Source organism: Burkholderia cenocepacia (assembly GCF_014211915.1).
In the GTDB taxonomy this organism is placed as follows: Bacteria; Pseudomonadota; Gammaproteobacteria; order Burkholderiales; family Burkholderiaceae; genus Burkholderia; species Burkholderia orbicola.
Genome location: NZ_CP060040.1, coordinates 2,449,925 through 2,472,495 on the forward strand (window position 1 = coordinate 2,449,925; position 22,571 = coordinate 2,472,495).

The following is a 22,571-nucleotide window of genomic DNA, read 5'->3' on the forward strand; positions in this document are numbered from 1 at the left end:
CGCGCCGGAGACGGCGGCGCGGGAGCGGGCTGCCGAAGCAGGGGCCGCCGGGTCAATCGAAGCAGCCGCGGCGGCGATGCCGCGGCGCCGAACGGCATGCGCCGTTCAGTACGCGTTGGGATGCACGATCCCTTTCAGCACCGTCGCGCCGATGATTCGCAGGTCGAGCGCGAACGACCAGTTGCGCAGGTAGTACAGGTCGTACTCGACGCGCGACTGCATGCTTTCGAGCTGTTCGGTCGCGCCGCGCAGCCCGTTGACCTGCGCCCAGCCGGTGATGCCCGGCTTGATCCGGTAGCGGTGGATGTAGCCGTCGACGAGCGTGCGGTACTGCGCGTCGTGTTCCACCGCGTGCGGACGCGGACCGACCACCGACATGTCGCCGAACAGCACGTTGATGAACTGCGGCAGTTCGTCGAGGCTCGTGCGGCGCAGGAACGCACCGACCTTCGTCACGCGCGGGTCGTTGCGGGTCGCCTGCTCGACCTTGCCCGGCTGTTCGACATGCACGCGCATCGTGCGGAACTTGTAGATGTCGAACGTGCGGCCGTCGCCGCCGCGCCGTTTCTGCGTAAACATCACCGGGCCCGGCGAACTCAGCTTGATCGCCACGGCGATGACGAGCAGCAGCGGCATCAGCAGGATCAACACGGCAGCCGCGAACACGCGATCGAAGACGGTCTTCACGCACAGCGCGCCGCGCGACAGCGGCGGCGCGGCGAGCGAGATCGCCGGCTCGCCGAGGATTTCGTCGACCTGGCTGCCGAACAGCGCGTGATGACTCACGTCGGGCATCAGGCGCAGTTCGACGAAGTCGCTGCGGAATTCGTCGATCACGCGCGTGATCGCGGCGTCCTCCGCGAGCGGCAGCGCGATCCACACTTCGTCCGCGCGCTGGCGGCGCGCACACGCGGCGAACGAGGCGAGATCGGTCGTGACGAGCGCATCGCCGGCGAGCGTCGTCGCGCGGCCGGCCGTGCAATACGCGCTGACGAGCCGGTAGCGCGTATCGCCGGCCGCGTCGAGCGACGCGACGATCCGCGCGAGGCGCTCGCCGCTGCCGACGACCGCGATGCGGGCGGGTGTCGCCGGCACGCGCAGGCTGCGCCGGCGCGCGATGCTCAGTGCGACCCGGAATACGATCAGTACGATCCCGACCTCGATCGTCCAGTCGAAGAACCACGTCAGCATCATCACGGTCGCGGTGGTCAGCGCGATCATCTTCAGGAACACGAAACCCTGCACGACGAGCCACAGCGCGAGCGTGCGAACCGCATAGCGCGTCGCGGGGCGCGGCCGGCCATCGAGGCCGATGCCCGCCAGGCGCAGCAGGAACGCCGCGAGCAGCGCGCTCACGCCGATCAGCAGCCATTCGATCGCGAGCGCGTCGAGATTCCACAGCGAACCGTGGTGCGTGAGTACCGCGATCGCGACGATCGCCGCGACATCGACCATGCAGACGACGATCTCGCTGCGCGGCCCGTGCTTCTTGTTCATTTCATCCGCCATCCTTGCCGTCGCGCACCGTCCGGAATGGCGGCGCGTCCGCGTTCGTGCAACGCTCCGCAGAGCGAGGTGCTGCCCGGCGCGTTGCACGGTGCGTTCGGGCAGTACGGCGAGTCTAGGAGCGATGACGGGGCGAGACCATCGGACTGCGGGTGATCAGAAAGGGCACTTCGATCGGACTGCGCTTCAACGGGTTAGGACTCGTGCCCGATGGCGTCAGGGATTGTCAAACCGCCTGTGGACAGGCGACCAGCACACGCCGTCGGCGCGCTGTGGCGATCGCGCCGACGACGGCGGCTCGCGATGCGGCGTCGTCATGCCGCCACCGCGTGCGCGGCCAGCAGCGGCGCGAGCGACCGGGCCTGCGGATGGCGGCCGATCGTCGCCAGCGCGTCGGCTTCGAGCCGGCGGCGTTGCGCGGGATCGCGGACGAGTTCGACGCACGCCTCCACCAGCGCGTCGTACGGCGCCGCACGGAAGCCGTTGGCGTAATCGGGATCGACCGACGTCGTCGGCGACACCTCGCCGACGATCGCCTTGCCGTTCGTCATCAGATAGAACGCGCGCACCACCTCGAAAATGTGCGACGCGTAGTGATGCAGGTTCAGCACGACCTTCGCACGCGCGATGAAGGCGTCGCGCTCGGCGCCGTAGAGGCCGCCGCTGACGATCCCGACGTTCAGCCCGCGCGCCTGCAGCGCATCGAGGATCGCCGCGCGGCGCGGACCGATCGTGCCGTAGAACAGCACGTCGATGTCCTGTTCGACGTCATCCGGAATGCGACGCAGCTTCGGATGGAAGCCGAGCTTCAGGTAGCGCGCGTGCCCGATGCCGAGGCTGTGCAGCTTCGCGAGGTTGCGCTCGCTGTAGTCCCAGGTTTCGTATCGCGACGCCCAGCGGTAGATGGCCTCGTTCCACGGCTGTTCGTCGACGTGCAGCTGCTCGGTGTTGACGACGATCGTGTCGGCCGGCACGTGCTCGGTCGCGCGTGGATCGGCGAGATGGCAGCCGATCAGGATGTTCCGCGCATCCGGCATCATGTTGTTCTCGTTGACGTGCACGACGTGGCCGAGATCGCCGAGCCCATACGCGATCACCTCGGCGAGTTCCGTGAAGGCGCCCGAATGCGCGTAGCCGGGCGGGCGGACGATGCAGAGGTTGTAATCCATGACGAATCTCCTGTCGGCGTGGCGGCGGTCAGCCGGCCAGCCGACGAAGATCGGCGGCGACCGCGTCCATGACCGGCTGCCAGTCGGCGAACGTCGTCTGCCGATACAGCGACGCGCTCGGGTAGAACGGGCTGTCGCGGCGGTCGTGCTGCCAGACCCAGTGCGGGTTCGCATCGAGCAGCACCCACGTGCGCCGGCCGAGCGCGCCGCTCAGGTGCGCGGCCGACGTGCAGACGGTGATCACGAGATCGAGTGCGCCGATGAAGGCGGCGGTATCGTCGACCGTGCGCCATTCGCGCGTGCAGTCGTTCACGACGAAACCCGCTGCGCGGGCGGCTTCGATGTCGTGCTGCGCGCCCGGTTGCAGCGAGTAGAACGCGACGTCCTGCTGCAGAGGGTCGAACGCGTCGGCATAACGTTCGAGCCCCACGCGGCGAAAGCGGTTGCGCTGGTGCGACAGACTGCCCGTCCACGCGAGGCCGACCTTCAGCCGCTTTTCGCCCGCGAGCGCCGCGCGCCACGCGTCGACGGCTGCCGCGTCGGCGTGGAGGTACGGCGCCGTCGCGGCGAGCGCGTCGCCGTCGAGGCCGAGCATCCCGGGGATGCTCATCAGCGGCAGCTCGACGTCGAACGCGGGCAGATCCTCGATGCGCGTGCCGGTGTCGAACACGTCGACATGCGTTGCCAGACTGCGCCCGAACAGGCCGCCCATCACCGGAAACGCGTTCCACACGATCCGGCCGCCTTCGCGATGCACGCGTTCCGCGAGCAGCGGCACGTAGCGGCAGAACTGCAGTGCGTCGCCGAGGCCCTGTTCGCCCCACACGAGCAGCGTCTTGCCCTTCAGCGATTCGCCGCGCCAGCGCGGCCCGGGAAACACCGGCAGGTTGCCGCGCAGTTCGGCCGAGCCTTCCCAGCGCGCTTCGTAATGGGGCCAGCCCGACGCGAAATCGCCGCGTGCGAGCTGGAGTAGCGACAGATTGTGGCGATACGTCGGGTTGTGCGGCGCGAGTTCGACGGCGCGTTGCGCATGCGTTTCGGCCTGGCCCCACCATTGCGCTTCCTTCATCGCCGTCGCCGCGTTGTTCACGGCCAGCGCGCTGTCGGGCGCCAGCGCGACCGCACGGGTGGCCGCGCGCAATGCGCCGTCGAGATCGAAGCGGTCGATGCGCGTGACCACCGCATTGGTCCACGCGCGTGCGTCGTCGGGATCGTCGTCGAGCGCACCTTCGATGAGCGCGAATTCCAGATCGGGATCGCCTTCCGTCAGCCGGATCGCGAGCGCGAGATTGTTCTTCAGCGACGGCCACGCGGGCGCGAGCTCGAGCGTGCGGCGATAGGGCGCGATCGCCTCCGCGTGGCGTCCCGCCATCTGCATCGCATAGCCGCAGTTGAATGCCGCTGCCGGCGACGCCGGACGCAGTTTCCAATGGGCGGCGGCCAGTTGGGCGGCGGATTCGACTTCGCCGCGCTCGATCAGCGTTTGTGTGGCGGTGGAGACGGCGTCGTCATCGACATCGACCGAGGCGGCATCGGCCTGCGTGGCGAGCATCGTGTCGTCGGTGTCGGCGAGCGTGGGCGTGTCGTGAGGCGAGATCTGCATGTCGGGGCTCCGGAGGGCCGGCCGCGTTCGAGGCAGCGGCCGGTGGCGGGGTTCGTCGTGAGGGCGCCAGCGGCTTGCACGCATGGGCACAAGCAGCATGGCGCCGGCTTGACGTCCACTTTATGGATCCGCACCCGGCAACTGAATAAGACTAGTCCGAATCGATGAGGCTCCGCGATGCATCCCCGGTAACGAACGCGCCGTTCGGTCACGTTTGTAGTCCCAGTCCTATTTTTGGGTTCGCCGTTCGCCAATAAGACTCGTCTGATAGAGATCGCGTGCAGCGATCTTTGTAATACGCAGTATTCCGGCCGACGTCGTTCGGCAACTATCAGACAGGGAGTACTGACGATGAGCGCAGCAGATTTTCTGGTGAAAGGCACCGTGATCGGGATGGTCGCGAGCGCGGCCACGGTCGGGATGGTCCACGTGGCGGTCGAGTTCGGCACGCGCTGGTCGTCGAGCGGCATGGTCGTGACGATGGCGACCGCGTTGCTGATGGCGATGCTGCTGCTCGTGCCGCCGCTCGTGACCGCATGGCGCAACCGCAACGATGTGGTCGATCCGTTCTACGAGCCGGCGGCGTTGAAGCCGATGTTGCAGGGACGGACGATCGGCATCGTCGTCGGCATCGTGTTCGGCATTTCGATCGTGACGGGGTGGTGACGATGTCGACGCCCGTTACCGATCTTCGCGATGCAACCATCGCACCTGTACGCGCTTGCGCCGTCGATGCGCCGTCCGTCGGCAAGACGCTTCGCGTGATCTCGCTGCACGGCGAGCGTGGCCGCCGCGACGCGTTTCGTGCGAACAATCCGACGCTCGCATTCGAATTCGTCGACGCGATCGACGGTCGGGCGCTGTCGGACGACGATATCGCACGAAGCGGCCTGTTCGCGCCGGCGTTGCCGTACACGCGCGGCGCGATCGGCATCGCGATGACCACGCATCGCCTGTGGACCGACATCGCCGCAGGCAACGAACTCGTGACGATCGTCGAGGACGACGCGATCTTCCGCCCGGACTTCGACGAAACGGCGATGCAGTTCCTCGCCGAGCATGCCGGCCGTTACGACTTCGTCGCATGGGGCTACAACTTCGATTCGATCCTGCGCGGCGCGATCTTCAACAGCCGCACGCCGGTGACGATGCGCTTCGACGAAGCGGCGCTCGCGCAGGCCGTCGACGATTTCCGCACCGACCGCGGGCCCGTGCTCGTGATGGACCTGCTCGAGTTCTACGGGATCTGCGCGTACACGATCTCGCCGGCTGGTGCGCGCTTCCTGCTCGATCATTGTTTTCCGCTGCGACCGGAGACGCTGTTCTCCCACGGGCTCGGCCGCACGCTGCCGAACTACGGGATCGACGTTGCGATGAACAAGTTCTATGGCGCGATGCGCAGCGTCGCTGCATTTCCGCCGCTCGCCGTGACGATGAACGCGCGCGAGACGTCGACGATTCAACGGTGACGTCGTGCGGAATAGGACCAGGCTGATTGTGCGGATGCCGTATGCGCTTCGACAATGCGTAGGTCGGGCAGCTGCATGGTACGCGCCCGATACCTCGTATCCGAAGCCACGCTTCGTTGGACGCGCTGCCCGTTCGCCGGGCAGCGCATTTTTCTCCGCGCGAGGCCGGCACGAGCGACGTTGCCGGCGCGGCCCGGTCAGGATGGCGAGAGGTGAATGCCTTGCGGCGACCGGTGGGCTCGGTCGCATCTGCACCGTTCGGGTCGCAGGTTGGGAGAACGCTGCCACATGCGAGCGCAGGGCATTCATCTCTGTCGTTCCCTCCGTCGGTCACCTGTGCCTCGCAGACGGCGGTGACTCTGCTCGGCAACGCGCGGCCGGCTCGACCGGCTCGCGCTTCAGGTCTGGTCGTGACGCGATCGCGCGCGCGGCCTGTCAGACACCGACCCGGTCGGTTGTCCGCGGTGAAGCTGCCGCACCTCCACACGGCCGCCATCGCGTGCGGCACCTCCCTCCATCGATGAAGGAATCGTCATGAAGAAGCATCACATTTCCATTGTTTCCACCCTGATCGCACTCGCGTGCGCCTGCGGCGCCCCTGTCGCACGCGCCGCAGGCACGAAAACCGAAACGCCGCTGCCGCCGGGCGTCGAAGCGGTCGTCAACGACACGCCCATCGCGCGCAGCGACGTGGACGTCCTGATCCATCAATGGGGTCAGGCGGATACGCCGGCGCTGCGCGAACAAGCCAGGCGCGAGCTGATCGCCCAGCACCTGGTCGAGCAGGCAGCGGAAAAGGCCAACTACGGTAGCCGCCCCGAAGTGAATCGCGTCGTGATGCGGGCGCGCACGGTCGCGGCGACGGATCTCTACCTGCGCGACAACCTGCACCCGCAAGCGGTGACCGACGCGCAGGTGAAGGCGCGTTACGACGACGTCGTCGCGAATGCCGCGCAGTTCGAATATCGCGCGGACGTGATCGCCGTGGCCGATCCGGCCGAAGTGAACGCGCTGGTCGCGGAGCTGAAGCAGGGCGCGGCGTTCGACGCGGTGGCGAAGAAGTACAACACGACGCCGAACGGCGGCGTCGCGCAGTGGGTCGAGTTGCGCACGCCGGTGGCCGAGGGGAAGACGGGCGGTTTGCCGTTGCCGCTCGCGCAGGCGATCACGTCGCTGCAGCCGGGCGCCGTCGCGGGCCCGATCCGGGTCGGCAACGCGTTCGCGATCGTGAAACTCGACGAGAAGCGTGCGACGGTCGTGCCGACCTTCGAGGCGGCGAAGAACGTGCTGCGTCAGCAGCTGGAAGCGCAGGCGCAGCAGCGCGCGATGACGGCGCTGGTCGACAAGCTGGCCGGGCAGGCGACGATCCAGCAGTAAGCGGCTCGCGGTGCAGGTATGCCGCCTGAATATCGGCCCGTTGCTCGAATCGAGTACGGGCCGATTTTATTTCGGCGCGTGGCCGAACAGTCTCGGGTCGAGTGTGAAGGGCACAGTGCCGACTACCTTGACGGCTTTCATGTCCGGATGCGACGGGTTCAACAATAGATTGAAATCGATCGAACACACTACCGACGGCACACGCATAGCCAGCTGTTTGCCGGCCTCCAGCCACTGCTGACCCAGCTTCATCGTGGTTTCGGGATCGCGCGTCAAGTCTGCCCAGCCATCCGGCGGTGTCGGAGTGAACGCCTCGTCATAAATGGCGTCTGGCAACTCCAATGTCACCAAGTGATACCCGCCGGCCGGCATCAAGCCGGCCATGTGCACTAGCGCTTCGAGCAGTGCAGTTGAAGCATGAAGACATGTGTACACAACGCGCATTCCGTGTGGGCTCCAACGTCCGCCGGCCAACGCGGCGCCATTGCCGCTCAAGTCGTCGGCCCGATAGTAGCCGCGCCGCTCCTTGGCGAGTCGATACAGTTTCATGCGCCGATTCCGTAAATGACGCGCATCAGCAGATCCCGTACTCGGTCATACCCAGGTTGGGAATCCAGGACTTCGAGCGGCCGCAACCCGGCAAGCTCGGCATGTGGAAGTTGCATCCATTCAGCGGCGAGCGTTTCGTTCTCGAATACGTCCATCGCGAGCCGAAAGACGTAGAGCACGCGTGCGACACGATCGGATTCTGCAGGGGATAGACGTTCCTCGCGCGCTATCTTGCGCAGGATCGTGGAACTCGGAAGGCCGAGTCCAGCAAGCAGCGTTTGGACTGGCACATTCAAGAGATTCTTCGCGACACGATCGATAATGTTGGCCTCCATCCCTTCACGAATTTGCCTGCGTTGCTCAAGGGCATCGAACTGGCCGAGGAACATCTCGATATCGCGACCGTGAGGGCCGAGTTGTTTAGAGTCGACGGTCGGCTTGGCCGCTTTCACGGCAGCGGGGCGAGTAGCTGATTGTCGGCCAGCGGATTGATTCCGTGCCATGGTGATGTTCCTCTCAAATGAGAATCTCAATGTTCTCATTGTAGATTCGTTCAAGTGAGAGTCAAGACTTTCCCGTTTGGCAGGCATGCTGATGCTCCAGAGGTGGGGGCAACCGACTATGGCCAAGTGCAGCACTGTGGGAGAAGAATCAGTCCAGTCCGATTGGTTGTAACGATCGTTCACGTTAAATTGAACGAGTGTGGCGCCGGATCCGCTTCGGCGGCGGCCGTTGGGCCCGGCCGTCGTCATGCTATGTATTTGATAGCACCTACTCCTAACGCTGCCTCATGCGAGCGCCGAGGCGCTTCCGGCCGCCACACATTTCTTTAAGCCTGCGTCGCAGCCCGTCAGACCGAAACCGTAATCCCCGCCGGCCCGAATTCCCCGCCGGCTTCACCACGATCTCCACATGCTGGCCGAACGACGCCAGCGTCAGCATCAGTTGATCCAGCGTTACATTCCGGAGCCGCTCGCGCTGCTCGGGCGTGACCACCGGCTGTGCCATTTCGGCGAGCGCCGCCGCCTCTTCCTCGGTCAGGCCGCGCGACGCCATCAATGCATTGAGTTTCAGTACGAGCACGGATTTGGCCGCCAGTTCGCCGACGTCGTAATAGTCGAAATCGTCCGGCACGTTGTCGGAGTGTTGATTCGATGTGTCGTAGTTCATTACGCTTCCTCCGTCATCACCGACAGTTGCCGCTGTTGCCCGGTGCCGCAATCGACATCGGGAAGTCCATCCTTTCCGACAGGGCTCGGGTCCGCCTCATCGATCGGCGTGATCACCAGCCGCTTGTGCGACACCTCGATATGCAGACGCTGTTCGGGATCGAAACCCGCCGCCTCGATCCATCGGCCAGACAATTTCATCCACAGATGCACGACAGGCGGCGCCATTTCAGCGAGCCGGATATGCGGAACGATACGGCGGGATTGAAGAGACGAACGAGGGGAGACAAAACGATCGCGGAAATACGTCGGTGCGTTATGATTCGCGCCAGCCATGATTAACTCCTGGGAAGTTGGTTGTGGTCAGCGGCCCGCAGGTGCTGTTTCACCTGCGGGCCGCGCTCGTTTACGCAACGGATTTCGAGTACCGCTCCGTCACATGCATCGCATGTCGAAGCGGCCTGAGAACCCTGGCGAAAACGTGCAACCACTGTAGCCGAGAACATCCGGCGTCATGGATCGGTCACGTACGAATTTATCGATGTTGGCCATCCGGCCTATGCATCGACGCTTGCTGCATAAAGAATCCGGCGCGATCGCGTCGGCTGGCTGCGTCGTCGATTCATTCCCGATGTGTCAGAAATCGTTTCAATCGACGATTCGATCAGCCCGCCGCACGCCGCATCAGGATCTCGTTCGCGCTCTGTCGATAGCGCTCGAACTCCCGCGCGAACGCCGCCGCATCCCCGGCCAGCGCCAGCGCTTCCATCGACGCGCAGAGCCCTGAAATCTCCCGCTCGCCGATCATTGCGAACGCACCGCGCATGCTGTGAATCTCCGATCGCGCAACCTTCAGATCGCCGTCCTGCAACGCCCGCGCAATGGTCGCGCTCGAACGTCGCGTCGCATCGACGAGCACCGTGTGCAGGTCTTTCGGCAACGGGCCGGGCGCGCGCGCGGGTACGGGCGGATACGTCGGCCGCCGCCACGTCCCCGCGTACTTCGCGATCGCCTGCTCGAGCGATTTCAGCGACGTCGGCTTCGTGACGATCTCGTCGATACCCGCTTCCCACGCCAGCCGCAACTCGTCCGGTTCGGCATGCGCGGTGACCGCCAGGATCGGCTGCACGCGGCCGCGCTCGCGCAGCACGCGGGCGAACGCATAGCCGTCGAGGCCCGGCATGTTCAGGTCGGTGAGCACGACCGCGTAGTCGTGGCGGTCCACGAGGTCGAGCGCGTCGGCGACGTTCGACGCGATATCGGCCTGATAGCCGAGTACGTCCAGCTGATCGTGGACGAGCGAACGGTTGACCGGATTGTCGTCGACGAACAGCACGCGCACGTCCGGCGCGTCGTCGCTTGAAAGCGCCTGGGCGGCGCCCGGCTGGCGGTCGAGCGGCAGCGGCAACGTGACGACGAACGTCGAACCCACGCCCGGCACGCTGTTCGCGTCGATGCGCCCGCCCATCGATTCCGCGAGCTTGTAGCTCAGCGCGAGGCCGATGCCGGTGCCGCCGAAGCGGCGCGCGATCGATTCGTCGGCCTGCGCGAACGGCTCGAACACGTGCGCCAGCTGATCGGCCGTCATGCCGATGCCCGAATCGCTGACGCGGATCGTCACGGGCGTCGCGTCGCCCGACGGCGCCGACACCGACAACGCCACCGCGCCGCGGTCGGTGAATTTGATCGCGTTGCTGACCAGGTTGACGACGATCTGCCGCACGCGCATCGGGTCGCCGAGGTACGTGTGCGCGACCGCAGGATCGACGTCGATGCGCAATGCGATGCCCTTCGCGCCGGCCACCGGCTCGAACAGGTCGGCGACGTCGCGCATCAGCTCGTCGATCCGGAAGCCGGTCGCTTCGAGCGTCATCCGGTCGGCTTCGATCTTCGTCATGTCGAGCACGTTGTTCAGCATGTCGAGGAGCATCCGCGCGGCCGACGTGACCGCATGCAGGCGCGGCTTCTGCCGGCTCGGGTCGGGCGCCTTGTCGAGCAGTTCGAGATTGCCGAGCATCGCGTTCAGCGGCGTGCGGATCTCGTGACTGATCGTCGCGAGGAACGTCGACTTCGCGCGATTCGCGCTGTCGAGCGCGCGTTCGGCGTCGGCGCGCGTCGTGATGTCGGAGAAGCTGCACAGCAGCGCGTTCTTGCCCTTGTAGCGTACGCGTACGAAATTGACGAGCAGGTCGCGCGCGCGGCCGTCGCCGAGCGTCAGCGGCAGTTCGACGTCGAGCTGGACGGGCGACGCGTCCGCGTGTTCGCGATAGCGGGCCAGCAGCCGCTCGTGCAGCGGCGGATCGCCGGCCTCGCGTTCGTACAGTTCGAGCATCCGGTTGCGCAGCAGCACCTGTCGCGTGTCGGGCGATACGAGGCCGATGCCGAACGGCGCGGTCGCGACGATCGTGCGGCTCATCCGCTCGCTTTCGAACACGCGGCGCGAGCGGCGGAACAGCGGCGCGAACACCCGCAGGTCGAACGCGATCACGAGCGTCCACAGCACGATGAGGATCGTCGCGGTCGTACCGAACTCGCGCAGCATCGTCGACCAGATCGCAAAGGCGATCGTGCGCCACGAGTACGCATAGACGATCGCGTAGCCGGTGTCGGAAATCCGGTCGCTGATCGTGAACACGCCGTGGCGATAACTTTCGTCGAAATGCGCGAGGCCGCGCCGCCACGTGCCTTCGGCTAGCGCGTGCTTCATCAGCGCGGCGCCGTCCTCCGCGTCGCCGGTGCGGTCGACATCGAGCAGCACGCGGCCGTTTTCGTCGATCAGCATCGCGACCGCATCGGCCGGCGCGTGCTTCATGCGATCGGCGATCACGTCGACGTCGAAGTCACTCACGAAGGTCATGAAATGCTGCTGACCGTCGAAGGCGGGCTCGACGAGACGGAAGACCGTCTTGCCGGTCAGCGGGTCGATCGCCGGCGCCTGCCATGCGATCCGGCGCGACAGGCGCCAGTAGCGCGCGACGGCCGGATCGGACCAGTCGGCCACGTCGAATGCGAGGTGCTGGATCAGCGCATGCGTGTCGCGTACGCCGATGCGCGCGAGCAGGTCGGGATACGGCATCGACGGCGGCGGCGTGATCGCGATCACGTTGCGGTCGGGGCTGTATGCATAGCCGCGCACCGCGCGGCCGGTCTGCCGCTCGGCAGCCGCGACCGAAATCGTCTGGCGCTCCATCAACTGCACGTAGCGATCGGTTTCGTGGTCGGCGAGCGCCTTCGGCGATGCTGCCACGAAAATTTCGCTCACGCCGGGCATCGGGGCGAGCAGCACGTGCCCGTCTTTTCTCAGTGCATCTGAGGCTTCGCGCGCATGCGGCGGATGGCCGTTCCACAGCAGCTCGGCGTTGATCACCGCGCGGCGCATCGACGCCTGTTTCGCATCCATTTCCAGTTGCACGAGCGCCTTGTGCGTCGCGAACAGGTCGCGGCGCTCGGCGATGTAGTCGCGCACCGAGCCGACGAGCAGGATGCCGGCCGCGATCAGGATCACGAGCGACAGCACGACCGCGCCGCCGTACAGCGTGAAGCGCTGATACCGGTTCAGCAGGCTCAGGTCGTGCGCATCGTCGTCGATCGACGCGAACGGCGCGCTGGCGTCCGTATGGGACGCGAAGAGATGGCGGATGGGCATGAGACGAAGACCGGTGAATCAATGCGCAAATCGGGAGACGCGCTACGGCGATGCCGGAACGCGGACGATATCCGCGAGCCGCACGACGGCGGCGCGATGCGCGGCCGGCTCGGGGAACGGGAAAATTATCGGGATAGCGGGCGGGTCTGTATGTAGGGCAGTCCGAAACACTCGCGCGCGATGGATAGGACCAGTCCTATTCAGGCAATCGGCGGCGCGGTGCGTATATAAGGCTTGCCGCGCGCTCGTGTCAAACGGAATCGTTCGAGAGAACGGCGTGCCGTGCCGTGTCTGGCACGGCCGATTGTCAAGCAACGTCATGTTAGGACTGGGCCTACGAAATAAGTCGCCGCACGTCCAGCCGTCTGATTATCGAAATGACAGGCGATCAATACATTGGCATCTGTGGACGAGGAGCGTCCTTCTCCCCTTTTTCTCTACAGAGGCAATCAGCATGAACAAGAGTTATCGCACCGTCTGGAACGCGACGACGGGTACATGGACGGCGGCGGCCGAAACCGCGCGGATGCGTACGAAATCGAAGTCGAATACCGCGATGCGGTCGTCGGTGACGGCGGCGGTGGCGGTGATGGCCGGTGTGGGCGGCGGTGCGATGTCGGCCGATGCGAATGCGCAGGCCACGACCGGAGGCGGACTCAATTTGTGTATGAACACGACCGCTGCGAACGGCGTGAGGTACGGGCAGACTTTCGGTTCGTTGAGCAACACGGTCAACGCAAACTGTGCGCCCATCAATACGAGTCTGCCCGCGTATCAAGGGCATGCCCCGTCCTTTATCCTTGGCAACAATGCCAATACGAATGGTGCTAGCGGCTTGGCTCAAACTGCGTCTGTAATGGGAAGTACGGACGGCCATCTGGTCTTGTACGGCCAGAACGGGGTTCATGTCAGCGGCCCCGCCGATTTCAACAGCAACGTCAACATGACGAACCACCGCATCACGGGGCTGGCTGCCGGGACGGCGGGGACGGATGCCGTTAACCTCAATCAATTGAATTCGGCGATCGCTGCGGCTGCAACGACGTCGAACCCGTACGTCGTGACGAATACGGGTACATATGCGGCCGCAACGGCGGCGCGCGCAGGCGGCAGCGCGACGGCAATCGGGGCGAACGCGAATGCCGGCGGTACGTCGGCCGTGGCGCTGGGCGGGAATACCGTTGCGACCGGCCAGAATGCCGTGGCGCTCGGCACGCTCGCGAATGCGACCGGCAGTGAAACCGTCGCGGTTGGCGTGAGCGCACGCGCGACGGGGAACAATTCGACGGCGATGGGCCGGGGCGCGGCGGCGGTGTCGTCCAATGCGACTTCCGTCGGCTATAGCGCCTATGCGGGAGCCGACGGCGCCACGGCGCTCGGCACGACGGCGAGCGCGGTGGGTGCGAATGCCATCGCAGTCGGTCGCGGCGCGAGCACCAGCGGAACCTACGGCTCCGCGATCGGCTATTCCGCCAATGCAACCACGAACGCCGTTGCGATCGGCGTGCTCGCGAATGCGACGTCGGCGTCGAGCGTTGCATTGGGCGAGCGCGCGAGCGCGACGGGCGCGACTGCGACCGCACTCGGTCGCGGGGCGCTGGCCAGCGGTACGAACGCGGTTGCGCTCGGCGCGAACTCGGTTGGCGATCGCAACAATGCGGTGTCGGTCGGGTCGACGTCGCAGCAACGGCAGATCGTCAACGTGGCTGCCGGTACGCAGAATACGGATGCCGTGAATCTCGGCCAGATGAATACGGCGCTGTCGACGAAGGCGGACAACACGTATTTCAAGGTCAATTCCACCGGTGCGGCAGCTGATGCGGCGGGCGGCAATGCGACGGCAATCGGCCAGAACGCCAAAGCGAATGGCCGCAGCAGTATCGCGATGGGCATCAATGCACGGGCAGACGGCATCGCCACCACCGTGATCGGTACGGATGCGGTGATCGAGGAAGGCGCAAACCCGGCCGGCGGTACCTACAGCGCCCAGAACAGTCTGGCGCTGGGCAACGGCGCGCGCGTGTCGGCCACCAGCGGCAATGCGCGCAACAGCGTCGCGCTGGGTAACGGCTCCCGTGTCTCGGCGGACAGCGCGGTGGCAATCGGCAACAGCTCCGTGGCCGACACGGCCAATACGGTCTCCGTGGGTAACAGCACCACGCAACGTCGTATCGTGAACGTCGCGGCCGGCACGCAAGCCACCGACGCGGTCAACGTCGGTCAGCTGTCCGGTGTGACGAAGGCACTCGGCGGCGGCGCGGCGGTCGACGGCAGCGGCAACGTCAAGCAGCCGACCTACAAGGTCGCCGGAACCGACTACCACAATGTCGGCGACGCGCTCGATGCGCTGGCCGCGAACGGCGGCAGCGATCCGAACGCTGTTACCTATGACAGTGCGACGCAGGACAAGGTCACGCTGAAGGGCGCGGGCGGCACGACGCTGTCGAACGTGAAGGCCGGTGTGGCGGACATGGATGCGGTGAACGTTTCGCAACTGAAGGGTTCGGGCCTGATCGGCGACGACGGCAAGTCGATCGCCGCGGTGACGTACGACCGTAACGCGGACGGCACGCCGAACTACGGCACGGTGACGCTGGGTAACGGCGCAGGTCCGACGCAGATCAAGAACGTCGCGGACGCAACGGACGATCACGACGCACTGAACCTCGGCCAGCTGAAGGACGCGGGCCTGGTGGGCGACGACGGCAAGGGCAACCTGACGTCGATGGCGGTGACGTACGACGGCGCGGCGAAGGACAAGGTGACGCTGGCCGGTGCGGACGGCACGACGCTGTCCAACGTGAAGGCCGGCGTGGCGAACATGGACGCGGTGAACGTAGGCCAGCTGAAGGATTCCGGCCTGATCGGCGACGACGGCAAGTCGATCGCCGCGGTCACGTACGACCGTAACGCGGACGGCACGCCGAACTACGGCTCGGTGACGCTGGGTAACGGCGCGGGTCCGACGCAGATCAAGAACGTCGCGGATGCGACGGACGACCACGACGCGCTGAACCTCGGCCAGCTGAAGGACGCGGGCCTGGTGGGCGACGATGGCAAGGGCAACCTGACGTCGATGGCGGTGACGTACGACGGCGCGGCACGCGACAAGGTGACGCTGGCCGGCACGGACGGCACGACGCTGTCGAACGTGAAGGCCGGCGTGGCGAACATGGACGCGGTGAACGTAGGCCAGTTGAAGGGCTCGGGCCTGATCGGCGACGACGGCAAGTCGATCGCCGCGGTGACGTACGACCGTAACGCGGACGGTACGCCGAACATGGGTTCGGTGACGCTGGGCGGCGCGGGTGCAACGACGCCGGTGGCGCTGAAGAACGTCGCGGACGCGAAGGACGACCACGATGCGCTGAACCTCGGCCAGCTGAAGGACGCGGGCCTGGTGGGCGACGACGGCGCGGGCAACCTGACGTCGATGGCGGTCACGTACGACGGCGCGGCGAAGGACAAGGTGACGCTGGCCGGCGCGGACGGCACGACGCTGTCGAACGTGAAGGCCGGCGTGGCGAACATGGACGCGGTGAACGTAGGCCAGTTGAAGGATTCGGGCCTGATCGGCGACGACGGCAAGTCGATCGCCGCGGTGACGTACGACCGTAACGCGGACGGTACGCCGAACATGGGTTCGGTGACGCTGGGCGGCGCGGGTGCAACGACGCCGGTGGCGCTGAAGAACGTCGCGGACGCAACGGACGATCACGACGCACTGAACCTCGGCCAGCTGAAGGATGCGGGCCTGGTGGGCGACGACGGCAAGGGCAACCTGACGTCGATGGCGGTGACGTACGACGGCGCGGCGAAGGACAGCGTGACGCTGGGCGGCGTCGGCGCGACTACGCCGGTGGCGATCCACAACGTCAAGGATGGCGAACTGTCGGCGGCGAGCAAGGACGCCGTGAACGGTTCGCAGCTGTTCGCGACGAACCAGAACCTGAGCGACCTGAAGGATTCGTTGAAGGATGGCGGCGTGATCGATCCGATCACGGGCGAATCGCTCGCGGTCGTGTACGACGGCACCGCGAAGGACACCGTGACGCTGAAGGGCACGGACGGCACGACGCTGTCCAACGTGAAGGCCGGCGTGGCGAACATGGACGCGGTGAACGTAGGCCAGCTGAAGGATTCCGGCCTGATCGGCGACGACGGCAAGTCGATCGCCGCGGTCACGTACGACCGTAACGCGGACGGCACGCCGAACTACGGCTCGGTGACGCTGGGTAACGGCGTGGGTCCGACGCAGATCAAGAACGTCGCGACGGGCGTCGACGACCTCGACGCGGTCAACGTCAAGCAACTGAACACGGGCCTGTCGGACCTCCGCGACGAGTTTTCCGGCGGCAACCTGCGCTTCGTCAAGGTCAACGCCGACCCGGTCACGGGCACGCCGGCTGTCGCCAGCGGCGCGCTCGCGGTCGCCATCGGTTCCGACGCACGGGCGACCAGCGCCAACTCGCTGGCGCTCGGCAGCGGCGCACGTGTGACCGGCAACGGTTCGGTCGCGATCGGCTACAACTCGGTCGCGAACCAGAACAACGTCGTGTCGGTCGGCGACGTGGGCCGCGAACGCAAGATCGTCAACGTGGCGGACGGCGACGTCGCATTCCAGAGCACGGACGCGGTCAACGGCGGTCAGCTGTATGCGGCGCTGAACGACCTGTCGACGTCGGTGAGCTCGAAGACGCAACAGGCAATCGACAGCTTCTCGTCGGAGATCGACAAGAAGACGAAGGCCGCGATCGACGAGGTGAGCTCGCGCTCGATGCAGACGATGGACGTCAGCGACCCGCTCGTCGCGATCGAAGGCCTGCAGGGCAACAACGTCGCTTCGCTGAACGGCGCGGATCCGGCTACCGCAACGGCGGCCGCGATCGGCTCGTCGACGGCGGCAAGCGGCGCCAATGCGGTGGCCGTCGGCCTGCAAAGCGGCGCGGGTTCGAACAACTCGGTCGCGATCGGCAGCTTCGCGCATACCGGCGCCGGCCAGGACTACTCGGTCGCCATGGGTTCGAACGTCCAGACGAACGGCACGCAGGCCGTCGCGCTGGGTGCGAACGCACAGGCGAATGGCGACTACGCGCTGGCGGTCGGCAACAACGGCGCGCAGGCGATCGGCGACGGCTCGATCGCGGTCGGTAACGCCGCGAACGTGCGGGCCGGCTCGACCAACGCGATCGCGATGGGTACCGGTGCGAACGTCGCACGCGGCGTCGAAGGCGCGATGGCGCTCGGCGCGAACACGACCGCGGGCGCGGCCAACAGCGTCGCGCTCGGCGCGAACGCGTTCTCGAATCGTGCGAACTCGGTGTCCGTCGGTCGTGCGGGTGCCGAACGCCAGGTCGTCAACGTCGCGGCAGGCACGCAGGCGACCGATGCGGTCAACGTCAGCCAGTTGAAGGGCGTGACCGACGTGCTCGGCGGCGGTGCGGCAGTGGGCGCGGACGGCACGGTGACGAGCCCGACGTACTCGCTGGCGGACCCGGCGGATGCGTCGCAGTCGAAGTCGTACAACAACGTGGGCGACGCGCTGTCGAACCTCGACGGCCGTACGACGACGAACACGCAAAACATCACCGTGATCAACAAGCAGCTGGCCGATTCGGGTCTGGTCGATCCGGTGACCGGCCAGTCGATCACCGCGGTGACGTACGACCGCAACGCGGACGGCACGCCGAACCTCGGTTCGGTGACGCTGGGCGGCGCGGGCGCGACGGCTCCGGTGGCGCTGAAGAACGTCGCGGACGCGAAGGACGACCACGATGCGTTGAACCTCGGCCAGCTGAAGGATGCAGGCCTGGTGGGCGACGACGGCGCGGGCAACCTGACGTCGATGGCGGTCACGTACGACGGCGCGGCGAAGGACAAGGTGACGCTGGCCGGCGCGGACGGCACGACGCTTGCGAACGTGAAGGCCGGCGTGGCCGACATGGACGCGGTGAACGTTTCGCAGCTGAAGGGCTCGGGCCTGATCGGCGACGACGGCAAGGCGATCGCGGCGGTCACGTACGACCGTAACGCGGACGGCACGCCGAACTACGGTTCGGTGACGCTGGGTAACGGTACGGGCCCGACGCAGCTGAAGAATGTCGCGGATGCGACGGACGACGGCGACGCGCTGAACCTCGGCCAGCTGAAGGATGCAGGCCTGGTGGGCGACGACGGCACGGGCAACCTCACGTCGCTGGCGGTGACGTACGACGGTGCGGCGAAGGACAGCATCACGCTGGGCGGCGTTGGCGCGACCACGCCGGTGGCGATCCACAACGTCAAGGATGGCGAACTGTCGGCGACGAGCAAAGACGCCGTGAATGGTTCGCAGCTGTTCGCGACGAACACGCGTGTCGGCGATCTGGAAGACTCGCTGAAGGATGGCGGCGTGATCGACCCGGTCACGGGCGAATCGCTGGCCGTGGTGTACGACGGCAATGCGAAGGACACCGTGACGCTGAAGGGCACGAACGGCACGACGCTGTCGAACGTGAAGGCCGGTGTTGCCGACATGGACGCGGTGAACGTGAGCCAGCTGAAGGGCTCGGGCCTGATCGGCGACGACGGCAACGCGATCGCCGCGGTCACGTACGACCGTCTCGCGGACGGCACGCCGAACTACGGCTCGGTGACGCTGGGTAACGGCGCAGGCCCGACGCAGATCAAGAACGTGGCGGATGCGACGGACGACCATGACGCGATCAACTACAACCAGTTGAAGCAGTACGTCGCGGACAACTCGGGCGGTCCGGGCAACCCGCTGGCCGTCGGCTATGACGACGACACCAAGGCTCGTGTCACGCTGCAAGGCGGCGCGGACGGCACGACGATCACGAACGTGAAGGCGGGTGCGGTCACGGCCACGAGCACGGATGCGATCAACGGTGCGCAGCTGCACGGCACGGCGCAAAGCGTGGCCGATTCGCTGGGCGGCGGCGCGACCGTGGGCGCGGACGGCAAGGTGACGAACCCGACGTACTCGCTGGCGGACCCGGCGGATGCGTCGCAGTCGAAGTCGTACAACAACGTGGGTGACGCACTGTCGAACCTCGACGGCCGTACGACGACGAACACGCAGAACATCACCGTGATCAACAAGCAGCTGGCCGATTCGGGTCTGGTCGACCCGGTGACGGGCCAGTCGATCGCGGCGGTGACGTACGACCGCAACGCGGACGGCACGCCGAACCTCGGTTCGGTGACGCTGGGCGGCGCGGGCGCGACGACGCCGGTGGCGTTGAAGAACGTCGCGGACGGCGTGGATCGTCACGACGCGATCAACGTGGGCCAGTTGCAGGACGCGGGCCTGGTCGCGCCGGTCGATCCGGCGAACCCGGGTGCGGGCCTGACGTCGCTCGCCGTCGCGTACGACGGTGTCGCGAAGGACACGGTCACGCTGAAGGGCGCGGACGGCACGACGCTCGCGAACGTGAAGGCCGGTGTGGCCGACATGGACGCGGTGAACGTGAGCCAGCTGAAGGGCTCGGGCCTGATCGGCGACGACGGCAAGGCAGTCGCTGCGGTGACGTACGACCGTAACGCGGACGGCACGCCGAACTACGGTTCGGTGACGCTGGGCCACGGCACCGGCCCGACGCAGATCAAGAACGTTGCGAATGCGACGGACGACGGCGATGCGTTGAACCTCGGCCAGCTGAAGAGCGCGGGCGTGGTGGGCGACGACGGCAAGGGCAACCTGACGTCGATGGCGGTGACGTACGACGGCGCGGCGAAGGACACCGTGACGCTGGGCGGTGCGGGCGCGACGACGCCGGTCGCACTGAAGAACGTTGCGGACGGCACGGAGCGTCACGACGCGATCAACCTCGGCCAGTTGCAGGATGCGGGCCTGGTTGCGCCGGTCGACCCGACGAACCCGGGTGCGGGCCTGACGTCGCTCGCCGTCGCCTACGACGGCGCCGCGAAGGACACGGTCACGCTGAAGGGCGCGGACGGCACGACGATCACGAACGTGAAGGCGGGCGCGGTCACGGCCACGAGCACGGATGCGATCAACGGTGCGCAACTGCACGGCACCGCGCAGAGCGTGGCCGATTCGCTGGGCGGTGGCGCGACCGTGGGCGCGGACGGCAAGGTGACGAGCCCGACGTACTCGCTGGCGGACCCGGCGGATGCATCGCAGTCGAAGTCGTACAACAACGTGGGTGACGCACTGTCGAACCTCGACGGCCGTACGACGACGAACACGCAGAACATCACCGTGATCAACAAGCAACTGGCCGATTCGGGTCTGGTGGATCCGGTGACCGGCCAGTCGATCGCGGCGGTGACGTACGACCGTAATGCGGACGGCACGCCGAACCTCGGTTCGGTGACGCTGGGCGGCGCGGGCGCGACGACGCCGGTGGCGTTGAAGAACGTCGCGGACGGCGTGGACAAGCATGACGCGGTGAACGTCGGTCAGCTGCAGAGCGCGGGCGTGCTGACGCCGATCGACCCGACGAATCCGGGCAAGGGCCTGACGTCGCTCGCCGTGACGTACGACAAGCATGCGGACGGTTCGGCGAACTTCGACCAGATCACGCTGAAGGGCGCGAACGGCACGACGCTGTCGAACGTCAAGGCCGGCGCGGTGAACGCGACCAGCATGGACGCGGTGAACGGCTCGCAGCTGTACGGCGCGTCGAAGAGCGTGGCGGATGCGCTGGGCGGCGGCTCGACCGTCGACGCGAACGGCAACGTGACGAACCCGACGTACACCGTCAACGACAAGACGTACAACAACGTCGGCGACGCGATCGAGAACATCTCGAGCAGCCTCGTCCACGGCTCGATCGGCCTCGTCCAGCAGGACGCGGACACGCGCGAGATCACGGTCGCGAAGGACACGGACGGCACGTCCGTGAACTTCACGGGCACGGCGGGCGACCGCGTGCTGACCGGCGTGGGCGCCGGTGCGGTGAGCGCGACGAGCCGCGACGCGATCAACGGTGCGCAACTGCACGGCACCGCGCAGAGCGTGGCCGACGTGATCGGCGGCGGGACGACGGTCGATGCGGACGGCAAACTCGCGGATACGTCGATCGAAGTGAACGGCAGCAAGTACAAGACCGTGGCCGAAGCAGTCCAGGCGGCGGCGCAGTACGGCGCGACCGATTCGCTCGCGGTGCGTTACGACCTGAACAAGGACGGCACGCCGAACTACGGCTCGGTGACCCTCGGCGGCTCAGGCGCGGCGCCGGTGCGCCTCGGCAACGTCGCGGACGGCTCGAGCCGGTATGACGCGGTGAACTTCGGGCAGTTGAGCGAACTGAACGACAAGATCGGCGGCCTCGACGACCGTGTCGGCGAACTGGAGCGGAACCCGGGCACGGGCAATCCTCCGGGCGACGGCGGCGCCGGCAACGACTACTTCGCCGGTACCGACGTGGGCACGGACGGCACGACGAAGGCGAACGCGGGCAGCGGCACGGGCAACACGGCTGCCGGTTCGGGCGCGACGATCGGCACGGGCGCAAGCAACGGCACGGTGATCGGGTCGAACGCGGGCGTGTCGCACAACAACGGCGTGGCCGTCGGCTCCGGGTCGAAGAGTTCGGCCGAAGGCGCGACGGCGATCGGCTCCGGGTCGAATGCGTCGGGCAACCAGTCGGTCGCGATCGGTCAGGGCGCGAATGCGTCGGGTTCGAACTCGGTCGCGCTGGGCGCTGGCTCGACCGCGTACAGCGACGACACCGTGTCGGTCGGCTCCATCGACCGGACGCGCACGATCTCGAACGTGTCGGACGGTGTGAACGCAACCGACGTCGCGACGAAGGGTCAGCTCGATCGCGCGCTGGGCGGCGTCCAGGGCCAGATGAACGACCTGTCGCGCAACGCGTACTCCGGTATCGCCGCGGCCACCGCGCTGACGATGATCCCGGGCGTCGATCCGGGCAAGACGGTGTCGTTCGGTATCGGCGGCGCGACCTACAAGGGCTATCAGGCGGTGGCGTTCGGCGGCGAAGCCCGCATCACGCAGAACCTGAAGATGAAGGCCGGCGTGGGCATGTCGAGCGGCGGCAACACCGTCGGCGTGGGCGCTTCGTATCAGTGGTAAGCCGCCGGGCGGGGCCTCGC

At 66.6% G+C, this 22,571-nt stretch carries 11 protein-coding genes and 1 pseudogene; 4 read left to right on the forward strand and 8 right to left on the reverse strand.

Translation table 11 applies throughout. The features are described 5' to 3' along the window. Positions 1-105 precede the first annotated feature (105 nt). The 3 genes from SY91_RS27390 to SY91_RS27400 all read right to left on the reverse strand — a co-directional run bounded on the left by SY91_RS27390 (position 106) and on the right by SY91_RS27400 (position 4,278). Positions 106-1,497 carry an undecaprenyl-phosphate glucose phosphotransferase gene (locus SY91_RS27390; protein WP_023477304.1) on the reverse strand — a complete coding sequence of 464 codons (1,392 nt, stop codon included), beginning with the start codon at positions 1,495-1,497 and terminating at the stop codon, positions 106-108. A gap of 323 nt (positions 1,498-1,820) precedes the next feature. After that, a complete protein-coding gene (locus tag SY91_RS27395; protein ID WP_023477306.1) occupies positions 1,821-2,675 on the reverse strand; it encodes a hypothetical protein in 855 nt (284 codons plus the stop codon). Positions 2,676-2,703: 28 nt separating this feature from the next. Further along, positions 2,704-4,278: a hypothetical protein gene (locus tag SY91_RS27400; RefSeq protein ID WP_023477307.1), complete on the reverse strand. Its 1,575-nt coding sequence runs from the start codon at positions 4,276-4,278 to the stop codon at positions 2,704-2,706. Between the two features lie 351 nt (positions 4,279-4,629). Here SY91_RS27400 and SY91_RS27405 point away from each other — a divergent pair, with 351 nt between their 5' ends. From SY91_RS27405 to SY91_RS27415, 3 genes are all read left to right on the forward strand, one after another. After that, positions 4,630-4,944, forward strand: a complete 315-nt coding sequence (locus SY91_RS27405) for a hypothetical protein (protein ID WP_023477308.1) — start codon at positions 4,630-4,632, stop codon at positions 4,942-4,944. A gap of 2 nt (positions 4,945-4,946) precedes the next feature. Beyond that, positions 4,947-5,747, forward strand: coding sequence for a glycosyltransferase family 25 protein (locus SY91_RS27410; RefSeq protein WP_260632456.1), 801 nt, complete (start codon positions 4,947-4,949; stop codon positions 5,745-5,747). 534 nt (positions 5,748-6,281) lie between these two features. Then, entirely contained in the window at positions 6,282-7,124 is an 843-nt protein-coding gene (locus SY91_RS27415; RefSeq protein ID WP_023477310.1) for a peptidyl-prolyl cis-trans isomerase, read from the forward strand. Between the two features lie 66 nt (positions 7,125-7,190). Here the strand turns inward: SY91_RS27415 and SY91_RS27420 are convergent, their stop codons facing one another. From SY91_RS27420 to SY91_RS27440, 5 genes are all read right to left on the reverse strand, one after another. Further along, a complete protein-coding gene (locus SY91_RS27420) occupies positions 7,191-7,673 on the reverse strand; it encodes an RES family NAD+ phosphorylase (RefSeq protein WP_043888297.1) in 483 nt (160 codons plus the stop codon). Further along, positions 7,670-8,176: an antitoxin Xre/MbcA/ParS toxin-binding domain-containing protein gene (locus SY91_RS27425; protein WP_124477778.1), complete on the reverse strand. Its 507-nt coding sequence runs from the start codon at positions 8,174-8,176 to the stop codon at positions 7,670-7,672. Before SY91_RS27425 ends, SY91_RS27420 begins: the two co-directional genes overlap by 4 nt. A 274-nt stretch (positions 8,177-8,450) precedes the next feature. Next, on the reverse strand, positions 8,451-8,843 hold the full coding sequence (locus SY91_RS27430) for a helix-turn-helix domain-containing protein (protein ID WP_260632457.1): 393 nt from the start codon (positions 8,841-8,843) through the stop codon (positions 8,451-8,453). After that, the gene (locus SY91_RS27435) at positions 8,843-9,178 is read right to left on the reverse strand and encodes a SymE family type I addiction module toxin (protein ID WP_023477315.1); all 336 of its coding nucleotides are present in this window, start codon (positions 9,176-9,178) and stop codon (positions 8,843-8,845) included. Before SY91_RS27435 ends, SY91_RS27430 begins: the two co-directional genes overlap by 1 nt. 328 nt (positions 9,179-9,506) lie before the next feature. Further along, positions 9,507-12,488 carry a sensor histidine kinase gene (locus SY91_RS27440; RefSeq protein ID WP_023477316.1) on the reverse strand — a complete coding sequence of 994 codons (2,982 nt, stop codon included), beginning with the start codon at positions 12,486-12,488 and terminating at the stop codon, positions 9,507-9,509. A 487-nt stretch (positions 12,489-12,975) separates the two neighbouring features. Between SY91_RS27440 and SY91_RS27445 the strand changes: the two are divergent. Then, positions 12,976-22,551 (forward strand): annotated as a pseudogene (locus SY91_RS27445) (beta strand repeat-containing protein); the annotation flags it as partial. Positions 22,552-22,571 lie beyond the last annotated feature (20 nt).

Bases quoted from the DNA above. Each gene is read 5' to 3' on its own strand.
- SY91_RS27420 (WP_043888297.1), bottom strand. From the start codon at position 7,673: ATGAAACTGTATCGACTCGCCAAGGAGCGGCGCGGCTACTATCGGGCC.
- SY91_RS27435 (WP_023477315.1), bottom strand. From the start codon at position 9,178: ATGGCTGGCGCGAATCATAACGCACCGACGTATTTCCGCGATCGTTTT.
- SY91_RS27415 (WP_023477310.1), top strand. From the start codon at position 6,282: ATGAAGAAGCATCACATTTCCATTGTTTCCACCCTGATCGCACTCGCG.
- SY91_RS27405 (WP_023477308.1), top strand. From the start codon at position 4,630: ATGAGCGCAGCAGATTTTCTGGTGAAAGGCACCGTGATCGGGATGGTC.
- SY91_RS27410 (WP_260632456.1), top strand. From the start codon at position 4,947: ATGTCGACGCCCGTTACCGATCTTCGCGATGCAACCATCGCACCTGTA.
- SY91_RS27425 (WP_124477778.1), bottom strand. From the start codon at position 8,176: ATGGCACGGAATCAATCCGCTGGCCGACAATCAGCTACTCGCCCCGCT.
- SY91_RS27430 (WP_260632457.1), bottom strand. From the start codon at position 8,843: ATGAACTACGACACATCGAATCAACACTCCGACAACGTGCCGGACGAT.
- SY91_RS27440 (WP_023477316.1), bottom strand. From the start codon at position 12,488: ATGCCCATCCGCCATCTCTTCGCGTCCCATACGGACGCCAGCGCGCCG.
- SY91_RS27390 (WP_023477304.1), bottom strand. From the start codon at position 1,497: ATGAACAAGAAGCACGGGCCGCGCAGCGAGATCGTCGTCTGCATGGTC.
- SY91_RS27395 (WP_023477306.1), bottom strand. From the start codon at position 2,675: ATGGATTACAACCTCTGCATCGTCCGCCCGCCCGGCTACGCGCATTCG.
- SY91_RS27400 (WP_023477307.1), bottom strand. From the start codon at position 4,278: ATGCAGATCTCGCCTCACGACACGCCCACGCTCGCCGACACCGACGAC.